The following is a 14,099-nucleotide window of genomic DNA, read 5'->3' as shown; positions in this document are numbered from 1 at the left end:
CGGTCAAGGGATTCTTTGCGAGATGGTACAGAATGAGCCGCGGCGGCGTGGGCGGCCTCGGAGCTTCGACGAGGGGCAGGTCCTGGAGAAGGCGCGGGGCGTCTTTTGGAACCTGGGCTATGCCGCCACGTCCCTGGACGACCTGGCGGCGGCCACGGGGCTGAACCGGCCCAGCCTCTACGCCGCGTTCGGCGACAAGCACGCGCTCTACATCCGGGCGCTGAAGGAGAGCCGCGACGCGGGGCTGGCCGGCATGCGCCAGGTGTTCGGCGCGGAGCTGTCGCTCAGGGACGCCCTGAAGATGCTCTTCGCCGGCGCGATCGCCGCCTACATGAAGGGCGACATCGGCCAGCGCGGCTGCTTCATCATCGGCACCGCGGTGACCCAGTCGGTGGAGGACGCCGAGGCCCGCGCCCTGGTCGCCGGCTTCGTGTCGGAGATGGACGCCATCTTCCTCGAGCGCTTCGAGCGCGCCCAGAACGAGCTCGCCCCCGGCGTCGCCCCCGCCCAGGCCGCCGCCATGGGCACGGCCACCCTGCACACGCTGGCCATCCGGGCCCGGACGGGTGACGACCACCCCGCCCTGAAGCGGGTCGCCGCCGCCGCCGTGGACATCATCTGCGGGCCGGCCTGATCCCACCGGTGGTTGTTCGCCAACCGCCGCCTCTCTATAGGTGCCCCCTCGAAGGGGACGGCCGAAGCCTAAGATGAGCGACTCCGAGAAACGCACCTTCACCGACCAGGAGGCGCTGGCCTTCCACCGCGAGCCCACGCCGGGGAAGATCGCCATCGCGGCCACCAAGCCGATGGCGACCCAGCGGGACCTCAGCCTCGCCTATTCGCCGGGCGTCGCCGTGCCGGTGCTGGCGATCGCCAAGAACCCCGACGACGCCTACGAGTACACGTCCAAGGGCAACCTGGTGGCGGTGATCTCCAACGGCACCGCCATCCTGGGCCTCGGCGACCTGGGCGCGCTCGCCTCCAAGCCGGTGATGGAAGGCAAGGGGGTGCTGTTCAAGCGCTTCGCCGACGTCGACGCCATTGACGTGGAGGTGGCCACCACCGACCCGGACGAGGTCATCACGGTGGTGAAGAACATCGGCCTGACCTACGGCGGCATCAACCTCGAGGACATCAAGAGCCCGGAGTGCTTCCGGATCGAGACCGAACTGCAGGAGCTGCTCGACATCCCGGTCTTCCACGACGACCAGCACGGCACCGCGATCATCTCCGCCGCCGGCCTGATCAACGCCTGCGAGATCACCGGGCGCGACATTTCCCAGGTGAAGGTGGTGCTGAACGGCCCGGGCGCCGCCGGCATCGCCACCATGGAGCTGATCAAGGCGATGGGCGTGAAGCCCGACAACGTCATCGCCGTGGACTCCAAGGGCGTGCTCTACCGCGGCCGGTCCGAGGCCATGAACCAGTGGAAGAGCGCGCACGCTGTCGACACCGACAAGCGCACGCTCGCCGAGGCCATGGAGGGCGCCGACGTCTTCATCGGGCTGTCGGTGAAGGGCGCCGTCACCCAGGAGCTGGTGAAGAAGATGGCCCCCAAGCCGATCATCTTCGCCATGGCCAATCCCGACCCGGAGATCACGCCCGAGGAGGTCTACGCCGTCCGCCCCGACGCCATCGTCGCCACGGGCCGCAGCGACTACCCCAACCAGGTCAACAACGTCCTGGGCTTCCCCTACATCTTCCGCGGCGCCCTCGACGTGCGCGCCCGGCGGGTGAACATGGAGATGAAGATCGCCTGCGCGAACGCGCTGGCCCAGCTCGCCCGCGAGGACGTGCCCGACGAGGTGGCCGCCGCCTACCACGGCATGCAGCTCAAGTTCGGGCCCGAGTACATCATCCCGACGCCGTTCGATCCCCGGCTGATCTGGTACATCCCGCCGTTCGTGGCCCAGGCGGCCATGGACACCGGCGTCGCCCGCAAGCCCATCGAGGACATGGACGCCTACCGCGCGGCGCTCGCCCAGCGGCTCGATCCGACGGCGGCCTTCCTGCAGAAGCTGCAGGGCGCGGTGCTGGCGGGGCCGAAGAAGAAGATCGTCTTCGCCGAGGGCGAGGAGCCCAGCGTCATCCGCGCGGCCTACGCCTTCCAGTCCGGCGGCCTGGGCGAGGCGGTGCTCGTCGGCCGCGAGGAGCTCGTCCACGAGAACATGCGCGCGGTGGGCCTCGACCCCACCGAGGTGAAGCTGGAGATCGTCAACGCCCGGTCCTCGCACTGGAACGACCAGTTCGTGGAGTCCCTCTACGAGCGGCTGCAGCGCGAGGGCTACCTGCGTCGCGACGTGCAGCGGCTGATCAACCAGGACCGCAACTCCTTCGCCGCCTCCATGGTCGCCCACGGCTACGCCGACGGCATGGTCACCGGCGTCACGCGCGCCTTCGACCAGGTGCTGGAAGAGGTGCTGCGGGTCATCGATCCGACCCCCGGCGGCCGCGTCATCGGGATGAGCGTGGTGCTCGCCAAGGGCCGCACCCTGTTCATCGCCGACACCAACGTCACCGAGATGCCGGAGGCGTCGGATCTCGTGGAGATCGCCATCGAGGCGGCGCGCGCGGTGAGGACCCTGGGCTACCGGCCGCGCGTGGCCTTCATGAGCTACTCCACCTTCGGCAACCCCATGGGCGAGCGCTCGGAGAAGGTTCGCGACGCCGTGGCCATGCTCGACGAGTACGACGGCCTCGACTTCGAGTACGAGGGCGAGATGCCGCCGGAGCTGGCCCTGGAGCCGGCGCGCCGCGGCAACTTCCCCTTCATGCGCCTGTCGGGGCCGGCCAACGTGCTGATCATGCCGGCCATCCACTCGGCCGCGATCTCCACCCAGCTCCTGAAGTCCATGGGCGGCGCGACCGTGATCGGCCCGCTCCTGCTGGGCCTCGGCAAGGCCGTGCAGATCACGCCGCTGTCGGCGTCGGTCTCGCGCATCCTGCACATGGCGACCGTGGCGGCCTACGACCGGCCGCTGACGGAGGTGGACGGGTAGGGCTGCGTTCCGAGACGGGGCTCTAGCAGACCATGCCGGCCGCTGTGCGGCCTCGATCCAGGGTGATGGCGACGCTGCATACCACCTCGCCCTTGGCCGGCTTGAAGCAGGTCAGCCCGCCGGCCGTCTTCTCCCTGGCGCGGGGCTCGCAGGCTGTCTTACGCGGTCGACCTGGCATGGCGTCATAGATCGCCTGCGCGCTTTCGCCGGTTAGCCACAGGTAGACCCGGTCCTTCTTCTCGCTGGGAGCTGGATCGAGGATTGTCTCGGATCCGATGCTGTATTGGCCTTCCAACGGCTTTAAGTCCTAGACGCCGGACGCGACGGCGGAGCCGACCACGGAGACCAGGACCATCGGCGCGACCAGCTTTCGCATCCGACTCCCGAGGCCTGCCCGCCGTGCCATCGTCAGATGCTTCCTGGCCATTGATCTCTTGGCCGGCAGGCAGAATGGCTGCCATGAGATTCAAGGCCGAGGCTGGCCGCTCCGGGCGTCCCTCTCCCGACGGGAGAGGGGTAGGGGAGGGGGCGGCGCCGAGCCTGCGGCGGGCAGGGCGAGGGGCCGGAGGTCCTCGGCCCCTCGGTTGAGCCATTTCGAGGCCGAGCCGCCCTCACCCTGCCCTCTCCCAAGGGAGAGGGGATGCGCTACAGCGCCTGTCTCGGAGGTTCGGCGTCTTGGAATTCCTCGCCGCATTGGCCGTCATCGCATGCATCGCGCCGCTGCTTGTCTGCATCGTCGGCTACCAGTGGCGGCTGGAGGCCGTTGTTCACGGCCGCCTCACCGAAGACGAGGCAATCCCCCCGGACCGGGAGCTCAAGTGGCTCTTCCTGGTCATCGTGGTCTGGACCGCGGAACACCGGATGTTCCGGGACCCGGAGCTGACCCGATGGGCCATCGCGGCGCGCATCGCGAGCCTTCCCGCGGCGCTCCTGGTCGCGGGCCTGATCGCGCTGGCGTTCGCCTGAACCGGCGGCAGCCTGGTCTCCTAGCGCGCGGCTGGCGCGCTCAGCTGGAAGATCGCCGCCTGGCCGGCGAGGGAGCCGCCGAGCAGGATATCGCCGCTGGGGGTGGCGGTCAGGGCGGTGACGTAGATGTTGGAGGCGGAGTCCAGGAACTTGGGGCGGGAGGCTGCGCCGCTCTGCAGGGTGACCAGCATGCCGGAGAAGGTGGGGACGAAGGGCTTGAGCGCGTAAGGGTCCGCGGCGGTGGGCCGGGCCGGCGGCTGGTAGTCGACCACGTTCGCCTTCGTGGCGGCGGCGAGCACCCGGCGGCCGGGGAGTTCGGCCAGCGCCCGGACCTCGGACTGGCCGAGGCTGTCGTCCTGGTAGAGACGGCGAATGCCGAGACCCGAGTCCACCGAGACCACCGCCGCCTTGCGCTCCTCGCCGCAGGCCGCGGTCTGGGAGCCGCCGATCAGCACCCGCCCATCCGCCGGGGCGAAGGCGGTGACTCCGACGAAGCCCTCCAGCTTCTGGCTCTTCAGCAGGGCCCCGGTGGCAGGGTCGCGAAGCTCCAGCCAGGTGACGCGCTCGGAGAGGCAGTCAGGAAGGTCGTAGTCGTCGGCCGGGCGCGCGTTGCGGCGAGGTGAGGGGACCTGGTCGTCGGCGTAGGTGACCAGCAGCTTGCCGGCGAGCGGCGTGATCGTCGCCTCGCCGATGCGGGTCCCGTCGGGCGCCTGGGCGGTGAACAGGGGCTGCGGGACGAGGTCGGGACCGACGCGGAGCACGTGCAGCCTGCCGCCGCCCGCCTCCGGGCCGTCGCGCAGGTTGACCTCGGCGGCGGCCACCACGGCGTCGGCAGGGCCGAGCATGGCGCCGGTCATCAGGAAGGTGTCCACCCTCGCCAACCCGTCGCCGCGCCACGCGGCGGTGAGTGCGCCAGTGTCGGGCGCGTGGGCCTGCAGCATCGGGGCGAAGCGGCCCGCTGGTGACGGCGCGTAGCCGCCGGTCACCAGGGCGGGGCCGAGCTTTGTCAGGAAGCGGGCCGCGCCGCCGGCCTCGCCGACCTGCCGCCACTGTTCGCGGCCGTCCGCAGCGGTGGCGCGCAGTGCAGGCTTGAGACCCTGGGCTCCGCCGCTGTCGGCGATGAAGCGCGCCGCGACTCCGGAGCCTGTCGGCGCCAGGGCGAAGACCTCGCCGCGCGGGCTCAGCACTTCCACTGAGCGGACCGCCGGGGTTGGCGGACGAGGGGCCGTCCGGGCTGCGGCGCCGTCGCCGAGGATGACGAAGGGCGCCCAGAAGCGCGGGTGCAGGTAGGCTCGTCCGGGCGGTGCGGCGAGGAAGGCGCGCTGCGCCTGGGCCAGCGCGTCGCCGGGCCCGCGGCCACCGGCCCGCAGCTGGTCGAAGACCCCGCTGACCACGCGCTTGCCAGTCTCGGAGTCCACAGGCCAGAGCGTGCCCAGCGTCGCCGGCGTCCCCGCCATGGCGAACGCAGAGGCCAGGGCCGGGAGCTCCTGGGCCATGATCTCGAGGTCGAAGTTGGCCGTATTGCAGGCCGAGAGCGCCACGAACAGCGCGCGCAGGTCGAGGTCGGCGATCTCATTGGCGGTGAGCAGGCCATCGTCCAGCGGGTCGTCCGGCGCCACGGGCGTGAGCACCAAGGCCGGCTCAGCCAGACCCTGCAGGTCGTCGCGGATCAGGCCGTGGGTGGCGAAGGAAAGGTAACGGTAGGCTCCGACCATCTCGCCACGGAACCGGCGCTCCGTGGCGTCGCCCTGCAGCAGCAGCCGACTGGTGGCGAAGCCTCGGGCCGAGGCCAGGAGCTCATCGCGGGTTTCCGGCAGGGGCGCCAGTCCCTGGACGCGCACGACGCTACGCACGCCGCGGGTCACGGATGGAGCCGAGGCGCTCGTCAGCACCGGATCGCCGACGCCCAGGAAATCGAAATCCGCGTCGCGCTCCGCGGCGCCGGAGCGGGCGGCGAGGATCACCGCCGCTGAGCCCGCGTAGCTGATGGCATGGCGGCGGACCAGCCAGTCGGCGGCCCCCAGGTCGTAGCCGGAGCCCAGCTTCGGCGGTGCGGCGGCCAGCAGGGCGGCGAGCGGCACGCCCGCTGTGGCGGCGCTGGACAGCCAGACGATCCGGTCGCCGGGCTTGAGGCAGGGCTCGAACGGCCGGACCAGGGCGTCGTACAGGCGGGTGGCCGGGCCGACGGGGAACTGGACGTCGAGGTCTTCCGAAGCGGCGTGGGTCGCGGTCAGCGCCTGTTGCAGCAGGCGCGTGTCCAGCTTCAGCTTCACGGGATCGACTGGGCGCAGGGTCTGGACGGTGCGGTCCCGGCGCACGCAGAGGTAGGCGTAGCCGCCGGCGCTCGGGGTCACCGCGAGGACCGCCTCGTCGGGTGCGAGCACGGCCTGCAGGCGGCCGAGGGCCGCCAGCGGAGGCTCCACCCCCAGCCCGGTCTTCGCCAGCGCGGCGCGGGCTTGGCCGATGCGGACGTTGAAGTCGCGAAGCTGCAGGCGGCCGGCCGCGTCGTGGACCAGCAGCGCCGGGGCGGCGGTTGTCCCCCCGAGCCGCTGGGCCACCCGCTGGGCCTGGATGCGCTCCAGCCGGTCGCGGCGCGCGCGCAGCCGCAGCGCCTGGTGGACGGTGCGGCGCTGCAGCTCGTCCTTCGCCTGCGACAGCGCCGCCAGGGCGTCGGCGTCGAACACCGGGCCGGTGCGGCCGGCGAGCTGGAAGAGGCTGAAGGCGGCCTCCGCACGGGCGCCGGTGGCGCCGGGCGCCTGGGTCAGCGCAAGCGCGATCAGCACCTGGTCGAAGACGCCGGGCCGGCGCCAGGCGGGATCGACCTTCGCCGCCTCGTGGATCAGCCGGCCGAGCTCGACGAGCCTCGCCTGCCGCTCCGCGCCAGGCGGCAGCGCCATGGCCGTCCCGGCGGCCCTGAGGACCGCCACCCGGGCGGCGGTGATCGGGTCGGGCAGGGCTGGGATCGGCTTCTGCAGGGCGTCGGCGGACAACGGATCGGGAATCTGGGCGAGCCCGGCGACCACGGCGCGGACGGCGAGGTAGCTGACCTCGTCGTAGCTGCCGGGGGTGCGGCCCGGCTGTCCGTAGAGCACCGCATCCGGGTGGGCGCGCAGCGCTTCGCGCGCGGCCGGGAGGTCGCCTGTCGCGGCGCTGAGTTGGGCCTTCAGCACCAGCGCGCGCGAGGCCATGACGCTGCGCAGATCAGGCGGCATGTCGGCGCCGCGGAGCGCCGCCAGCGCCGCGTCGAGCGCGTGGTGCGCGCCGGGCGCGTCGCCGACCTGCTGGCGAAGCTCGGCCTCGCGCAGGCGGTGCAGGGCCGCCGCCGGGCTGGTCGCCGGCAGGGCCCGGACAATGCCGCCGCCGGCCGCGCTGTAGAGGCCCCAGGCGCGCTCGAGGTCGCCGGCTTCGGTGAGCAGGCCAATGGATTCGGAGAGCGCCACGCCGACGGCGGCGGGCGCCGCCTCGGGGTTCTTCAGAGTGGCGATGAGGGACAGGATCTTGTCGATGGCCAGGCCGGCGGCGGCCTTGTCCCCGCGCGCGAGCGCCGTGCGCGCCGCGGCGGTCTGCTCCCGGAGATAGGCGGCTCCGTCGGAGGAGGAGGTCTGTCCCCGGGCCTGCGCAACCGGGGCGAGAAACAAGGTTGTGGCTACGGCCCAGCCGGCTAGTCTCCGCAAAACGTGTTTCCGTTCGGGGGTTTGCATGAAGTTGGTCCGCATGGGCGCAGGCTTGGCCGCCGCCTTCGCCTTGGCATCATACGCACAGGCCGCCGACCCGGAACCCCGGTTCGGCGGCCGCGCGGACCTGCCGGGCGCCGCGCCCGCCGAGGGCGCGCCGAAGGCCCCGCTGGGCCAGCTGCGCACCGGCGGCAGCGTCGCGTACGGCAAGGCGCTCTCGCGTCTGCGCCCCGAGCGGCAGGGCGCCACGCGCGGCGCCGCCGAGACGCGGGTCTACCAGCGCGCCTCGCCGGCGGTGGTGCTGATCGTCACCCGCGGCGGCCTGGGCTCCGGCGTGCTGATCTCCGCTGACGGCAAGATCGTCACCAACCACCACGTGGTGGGCGACGCGGAGGAGGTCGGCGTGATCTTCAAGCCGGCCCAGGAGGGCGCGTCGGTGGGCGAGGCGGACGTGCGCCGCGGCAAGGTGCTGCGCCGCGACGATGTCACCGACCTGGCGCTGGTGCAGGTGTCCGAGGTCCCGGCGGGCGTGACGCCGCTGCAGATCGGCAACTCGACGACGGTGCAGGTGGGCGCCGACGTCCACGCCATCGGCCATCCCACCGGCGAGGCCTGGACCTACACCCGCGGCATCGTCAGCCAGATCCGCCGCGCCTATGCCTGGAAGGCCCAGGGCCTGCAGCACGAGGCGACGGTGATCCAGACCCAGACGCCAATAAATCCCGGCAACTCGGGCGGGCCGCTGCTGGACGAGAACCTCAATGTCGTGGGCATCAACAGCTTCGTCAGCGACGGCGAGGGGCTGAACTTCGCGGTCTCGGCGGAGGACGTGAAGTCGTTCCTGGCGCGCTCGGAGGACCGGCTGACCGCCACGGCGGCGCGCAAGGCGGCGTGCAAGGAGGGGGTGGTGCTGAAGGAGGAGCCGTCCACCAAGCCCAAGGGCATTAGCCAGCTGCTGGACACGAACTGCGACGGCAGGGGCGACGCGCTCCTGATCGCGCCGACCAGCCGCCGCGACGCCACCGTGCTGTGGAAGGACACCGACGACGACGGCGAGCTCGACGCCATGTTCTTCGACGACAACCACGACGGCTATCCGGAGCAGGCGCTCTACGACACCGACGGCAACGGCAAGCCGGACATGAAGGGCGACTTCCGCAAGGGCGAGCTGGAGCCCTATCGCTGGGAGAAGATCGCCGAGACCTGAGGCTCGGCGAACGAGGCTTTGCAATCGGGGCGGCGCTTGGGTTAGAAGCGCCGCCTTTCTCATCTCCACGCCACCTCGGCTCCGCGGCCCCGCGGAGAGGAGCCCGCCATGCCGGCTGCGTTCAGCCTGGGCATCGACTTCGGCACGACCAACACCGTGATCGCCATGGCGGCCGCGGAGGGGCCCGCGCGCCTGGTGCGGTTCCCGACTCCGGAAGGGGAGCTGTTCGCGTTCCGCTCGTGCCTGTCGTTCCACGCGCCGCCGGAGCATCCGCAGGACCGGGAGATCGCGGCGGGGCCGTGGGCGATCGACGCCTATGTGGAGGACCCGGCCGAGACGCGGTTCATCCAGTCGTTCAAGACCTTCGCGGCGCAGGAGAGCTTCACCGAGACCCAGGTGCTGGGCCGCCGCTACCGGTTCGAGGACCTGCTCTCCACCTTCCTGCTGAAGGTGCGCGACTATGCCGGCGCGGAGATGGCCGACCTGCCCAAGCGGGTGATCGTCGGGCGGCCGGTGACGTTTGCCGGCGCCTCGCCGTCGGAGCCGCTGGCGCTGGAGCGCTACGAGACCGCGTTCCGGCGGATGGGGTTCGAGGAGATCCTCTACGCCTACGAGCCGGTGGGGGCGGCCTTCTTCTTCGCCCGCGAGCTGGATCGGGACGCCACGGTGCTGGTGGGCGACTTCGGGGGCGGCACCTCGGACTTTTCGATCATCCGCTTCGAGCGGGAGGCGGGCGAGATCAGGAGCCATCCGCTGGGGCGCTCGGGCGTCGGCGTGGCGGGCGACGCCTTCGACTACCGGATCATCGACCAGCTGGTGTCGCCGGCGCTGGGCAAGGGCTCCACCTACGAGAGCTTCGGCAAGGTGCTGCCGATCCCGCAGCGGTACTACGCCGCCTTCGCGCGCTGGGACCAGCTGGCCCTGATGCGGGCGAGCCGCGACATGCGCGAGATCCGCAAGCTGGTGCGCGACGCCACCGAGCCGGAGAAGCTCGAGCGGCTCGTGGAGACCCTGGACGAGAACTACGGCTACCACCTGTACCGGTCGGTGAGCCGGCTGAAGGAGGCGCTCTCGGCGCAGGCGCGGGCGGAGTTCGTGTTCGAGGCCGGCTCGATCTCGCTGCGGCGCGAGGTGGCGCGGACCGAGTTCGAGGGGTGGATCGCGCCGGAGCTGGCGCAGATCGAGGCCGCCGTGGACCGCGCGCTGGAGGCGGCGAACCTGCAGCCCCACGAGGTCGACCGCATCTTCCTCACCGGCGGCTCGTCCCTGGTGCCGGCGGTGAGGGACATCTTCCACCGCCGCTTCCCCGCCGAGCGGATCGAGACCGGCGCCGAGCTGGAATCCATCGCCTCGGGCTTGGCGCTGATAGGACGGGAGCGGGACCTGGGGCGGTGGACCAGCACGTCCTCTCCCGAGGGGACCCTCGGGAGAGGGTAGGTGAGGGCCGGCTCGTGCAGCGGACACGCGCCGGATGCGAGTCCGAGGGCCCTCGGCGTCAGATCCGGAGCCAGCCCAGCCGGCCCTCACCCCTGCCCCTCTCCGGCTCGCTGCCGCTCGCCGTAGAGGGCTATTTCCGCAAGGTCGGGCTGTCCAGGTCGAGTTGGTCGACCGGGATCACCTCCAGGTTGGGGAGCTTGGCCTTCAGCGGGGCGGCGAAGGCCTTGGCGTCGCCGGCGACGATGACGCTGGAGGTCCCCGGCTCGAAGACGCGGGCGGCGAACTGCTGGACCTGGCCGGGCGTCACCGCCTCCACCTTGCGGGTGTAGAGGTTCATCTCCTCCAGCGGCAGGCCATAGAGCGCCAGGTTGCCAAGGATGTCGGCGAGCCCGCCGGTGGTGGCGAGCTCGCGGCCGAACGAGCCCACCAGCACGGACCTGCGGGCCTTCATCTCGTCGGCGCCGGGGGCGGGCAGGGCGGCGAGCTTGTTCATCTCGGCGACGATCAGGTCGTAGACCTCCGGCGCGGACTCGTTCTTGGTCTGGGCCGAGGCCGAGAAGGAGCCGACCGTGCGCATGGTCGAGAGCCGGGCGCGGGCGCCGTAGGAGAGGCCGCGCTTGATGCGGATCTCCTGGTTCAGACGCGCCGAGTAGCCGCCGCCGAGGATCGTGCTGGCGACGATGCCCGGGTAGTACTCCGGCGAGCTGCGGGCGATGGCGGGGCCGACGATGGTCACCGCGGCCTGGCCGGTGCCGGGCAGGTCGAGGGCCAGCTGGCGCTGGCGGCTCGTGGCCGTGATCCGCGGCGCGGCGGGGAGCGGCGAGGCCGGCTTGGCCCAGCGGCCGAACGCCCGCTCGGCGATGGCGAAGCCCTGCTCGGGCGTGATGTCGCCGGTCAGCACCAGGATGGCGTTGTCGGGGCGGAACCAGGTGCGGTGCAGGGCCTGCAGGTCGGTGGTCTTCAGCTTCGGCAGGGACCCCGGCGTGCCGCCCGGCACGTGGCCGAAGGGGGTGCCGGCGAACACCACCGGGGCGGCGGCGAAGGACGCGACCGACCCGGGCTCCTGGTAGGCCACCTGCAGGCCGTCGAGGGCCTGCTGGCGCTGGCGCTCCAGCTCTTCCTGGGCGAAGGCCGGGTTCGTGGCCACGTCGGCCATGATCGCCATCGCCTGGTCGAGCTTGTCCGGCATGACGTTGACCGTCACCGACGAGCTCTCCAGCCCGCCGCCGGACGACAGCGTGGCGCCGAGCGCCTCGACCTGCTGGGCGATCTGCTGGGCCGAGCGGGTCCTGGTGCCTTCGGTGAGCATGCCGGCGGTCATTCCGACGGCGCCGGAGAGGCCCTGGGGATCGGCCCAGGCGCCGGTCTTCACGGTCAGGTCGGCGGTGACCAGCGGCAGGTCGCTGGAGCGGGCGACGATCACCCGCAAGCCGTTGGCGAGCGTGCGCTCGGCGGGCTTCGGCAGCACCGGCTCCACGGGCGTGGCGAGAGGCGGCGGCGCGACCCTCTGGCCTTCGGGGGCGAGGGTGAAGACCGGGCCGTTGTAGGTGGCGACCTGCTTGGGCGGAGTCGGCGGGGCGGGCGGCGTCTCGCCGGCGGGGCGGTCCTTCTCCGGCCGGTAGCGGATGGTCATGCGCCGCTCGTCGGCCAGGTACTTGCGGGCCACGCGCTGGACGTCGGCGGCGGTCACCGCCTGCAGGTCCTGCAGCTCGGTGTTGGCCTTGGCCGCGTCGCCCTGGATGCGCAGGGCGTAGCCCAGCGCGAAGCCGCGGCCGTCGATGGTCTCGCGCTCGCGCAGCTTGCCGGCGATGAGCTCGTTCTTGGCCTCGGCCAGCTCGGCGGCAGAGGGCGGGGCGTCACGCAGGCGCTTCACCTCGGCCAGCAGGGCCTTCTCGCCCTCCTCGATGGTGTGGCCGCTGGCCATGATCGCGCCCACCGCCACCATGCCGGGCTGGGCCGGGAGGTCGGCGGAGGAGAACGCCTCGGCGGCGATCTGCTTCTCATAGACCAGGCTGTTGTAGAGCCTGGACGACTTGCCGGCGGACAGGATCGCGTCGAGCACCTTCAGCGCGGGGGCGTCGGGATCGGAGGCCTTGGCGCCCAGCCAGGTGACCGCCACCGCCGGCAGCGGCACGTTGGGGCCGTAGCCGTTGAACACACCCGGCTTGCTCCGCGGCGGCTCCACCGCGGTGACGCGGCGGATCGGCTCGGCCGGCCGCTTGATCGGCGCCAGGTACTTGTCGATCCAGGCGTTGAGCTGGCCCTCGTCGAAGTTGCCGACCACGATCAGGGCGGCGTTGTCGGGCCGGTAGTAGGCCTGGTGGAAGGCCCGCACGTCGTCGATGGTGGCGGCGTCCAGCTCCTCGATGGAGCCGATGCCCGGCCGCTTGTAGGGGTGGGTCGTGTAGCTCGCCTGCGGCAGGTAGAGGGCGAAGAGGCGGCCGTACGGCGAGGCCAGCACCCGCTGGCGCAGCTCCTCCTTCACCACGTCGCGCTCGGACTTGAACACCGCCTCGTCGACGACCAGAGAGCCCAGCCGCTCGGCCTCAACCCAGATGAGCCGCTCGAGGTGATTGGCCGGCACCACCTCGTAGTAGTTCGTGAAGTCGTCGTAGGTGGACGCGTTGTTGAAGCCGCCCACGTCCTCGGTCATCCGGTCGATGCTCTCGGCCGGCAGGTTCTTCGTGGCCTTGAACATCATGTGCTCGAAGAGGTGCGCGAAGCCCGAGCGGCCCTGCGGGTCGTCCTTCGAGCCGACCCCGTACCAGACCTGGACCGAGACGTTCGGCGTGGTCCTGTCCTGCGAATAGAAGACCTGCAGCCCGTTTTGCAGGGTGCGCTGCTTATAGACGATCGGCGGCACGGTGGCCTGGGCGGCCGGACGGGCCTGCGCCAGGGCGGCGGTGGAGAGCGCGGTGGTCGCCAGGAACACGGCGAGGCCGGCGGCGCGGGCGGTGCGGAGCATGCGGAGGCTTTCCCCAAAGAAACGGCGGGCGTTGGGCAAACCCATACCACCCGCCGTCAAGGGAGGAAGCTTACGGACCTGTCATCCTCACCCTACCCTCTCCCACGCGCTGCGGCGCGTGGGAGAGGCGTTTTACGCCGGGATCTGCGACTGGCTGCGGATGAAGCTGACCAGGCCATGGAAGCCCGCGAAGGTGCGGTCGAAGGCCGGGCGGGCCTTCATGCGCGCGATCCAGCGCTCGATGTTCGGATACGGCGAGAAGTCGACCGCCGCGACCTCGCCCAGCAGCACGAACGAGATGCCGAGGTAGTCGGCGATGGAGATGTGGTCGCCGGCCACGAAGGCGCGGCCGCCCAGCATGTGCTGGTCCAGCACCTTCAGCCAGCGGACGGACTGTTCCTCGCCATAGGCCATCAGCCCCTGCGCGAGGACGGGGTCGAGACCGTGCGGCACCCCCATCGTCGGGTAGCAGGTGAAGAGGCAGAAGTACTCGTGGAACTGCATCGAGAACCACGACACCGCCTCGTCGACCTTGGCCCGCGCCTTGAGGTCGGCCGGGTAGGTGGCGGAACCGCTCTTCTGGGCCAGGTAGCGCAGGATGGCCGCGGACTCGCCCAGGCCGAAGTCGCCGTCCACCAGGAAGGGCACGATGCCGTTGGGGTTGAGGGCCAGGTACTCGGCGTCCAAGTTGCCGCCGTTCATCAGATCCACGTGCACCAGCTCGACCGCCAGGTGGTGCTCGGCGATGAACAGCATCACCGGGCGGGAGGTGGTGGAGATCGGGTCGCAATAGAGTTTCACGGCTGGCCCTTTGCACGCAGCGGAGGAGGGCGCGGCTTAGTGGCCAAGCC

At 71.5% G+C, this 14,099-nt stretch carries 9 protein-coding genes; 5 read left to right on the top strand and 4 right to left on the bottom strand.

Annotated elements, in window-relative coordinates:
- Nucleotides 1–22 precede the first annotated feature (22 nt).
- Both VIL76_RS13260 and VIL76_RS13255 read left to right on the top strand, forming a co-directional pair.
- Nucleotides 23–634, top strand: coding sequence for a TetR/AcrR family transcriptional regulator (locus VIL76_RS13260; RefSeq protein WP_332045502.1), 612 nt, complete (start codon nt 23–25; stop codon nt 632–634).
- Between the two features lie 73 nt (nt 635–707).
- Nucleotides 708–2,999, top strand: a complete 2,292-nt coding sequence (locus VIL76_RS13255) for an NADP-dependent malic enzyme (protein ID WP_332045501.1) — start codon at nt 708–710, stop codon at nt 2,997–2,999.
- A gap of 22 nt (nt 3,000–3,021) precedes the next feature.
- Here the strand turns inward: VIL76_RS13255 and VIL76_RS13250 are convergent, their stop codons facing one another.
- On the bottom strand, nt 3,022–3,294 hold the full coding sequence (locus VIL76_RS13250) for a hypothetical protein (protein ID WP_332045500.1): 273 nt from the start codon (nt 3,292–3,294) through the stop codon (nt 3,022–3,024).
- Between the two features lie 380 nt (nt 3,295–3,674).
- Here VIL76_RS13250 and VIL76_RS13245 point away from each other — a divergent pair, with 380 nt between their 5' ends.
- A complete protein-coding gene (locus VIL76_RS13245; RefSeq protein WP_332045499.1) occupies nt 3,675–3,965 on the top strand; it encodes a hypothetical protein in 291 nt (96 codons plus the stop codon).
- 20 nt (nt 3,966–3,985) lie between these two features.
- Here VIL76_RS13245 and VIL76_RS13240 read toward each other — a convergent pair whose 3' ends face one another.
- Nucleotides 3,986–7,603 carry a CHAT domain-containing protein gene (locus VIL76_RS13240; RefSeq protein WP_332045498.1) on the bottom strand — a complete coding sequence of 1,206 codons (3,618 nt, stop codon included), beginning with the start codon at nt 7,601–7,603 and terminating at the stop codon, nt 3,986–3,988.
- A 61-nt stretch (nt 7,604–7,664) separates the two neighbouring features.
- On the opposite strand from VIL76_RS13240, the gene VIL76_RS13235 reads away from it, so the two are divergent.
- Nucleotides 7,665–8,846, top strand: a complete 1,182-nt coding sequence (locus tag VIL76_RS13235) for a S1C family serine protease (protein ID WP_332045497.1) — start codon at nt 7,665–7,667, stop codon at nt 8,844–8,846.
- A 108-nt stretch (nt 8,847–8,954) separates the two neighbouring features.
- On the top strand, nt 8,955–10,283 hold the full coding sequence (locus VIL76_RS13230) for an Hsp70 family protein (protein ID WP_332045496.1): 1,329 nt from the start codon (nt 8,955–8,957) through the stop codon (nt 10,281–10,283).
- A 130-nt stretch (nt 10,284–10,413) separates the two neighbouring features.
- On the opposite strand, the gene VIL76_RS13225 is transcribed toward VIL76_RS13230, so the two are convergent.
- Both VIL76_RS13225 and VIL76_RS13220 read right to left on the bottom strand, forming a co-directional pair.
- The gene (locus tag VIL76_RS13225) at nt 10,414–13,248 is read right to left on the bottom strand and encodes a pitrilysin family protein (RefSeq protein ID WP_332045495.1); all 2,835 of its coding nucleotides are present in this window, start codon (nt 13,246–13,248) and stop codon (nt 10,414–10,416) included.
- A gap of 132 nt (nt 13,249–13,380) precedes the next feature.
- Nucleotides 13,381–14,049, bottom strand: a complete 669-nt coding sequence (locus tag VIL76_RS13220; protein WP_332045494.1) for a glutathione S-transferase family protein — start codon at nt 14,047–14,049, stop codon at nt 13,381–13,383.
- Nucleotides 14,050–14,099: the final 50 nt, after the last annotated feature.

Origin of the sequence: Phenylobacterium sp. (assembly GCF_036563285.1) — a bacterium.
Classification (GTDB): Bacteria; Pseudomonadota; Alphaproteobacteria; order Caulobacterales; family Caulobacteraceae; genus Phenylobacterium.
This window is presented reverse-complemented; position numbering and strand designations above follow the sequence as displayed.

Excerpts from the sequence above, each read along its gene's own strand:
- VIL76_RS13260 (WP_332045502.1), top strand. The coding sequence starts at position 23 with ATGGTACAGAATGAGCCGCGGCGGCGTGGGCGGCCTCGGAGCTTCGAC.
- VIL76_RS13255 (WP_332045501.1), top strand. The coding sequence starts at position 708 with ATGAGCGACTCCGAGAAACGCACCTTCACCGACCAGGAGGCGCTGGCC.
- VIL76_RS13235 (WP_332045497.1), top strand. The coding sequence starts at position 7,665 with ATGAAGTTGGTCCGCATGGGCGCAGGCTTGGCCGCCGCCTTCGCCTTG.
- VIL76_RS13230 (WP_332045496.1), top strand. The coding sequence starts at position 8,955 with ATGCCGGCTGCGTTCAGCCTGGGCATCGACTTCGGCACGACCAACACC.
- VIL76_RS13225 (WP_332045495.1), bottom strand. The coding sequence starts at position 13,248 with ATGCTCCGCACCGCCCGCGCCGCCGGCCTCGCCGTGTTCCTGGCGACC.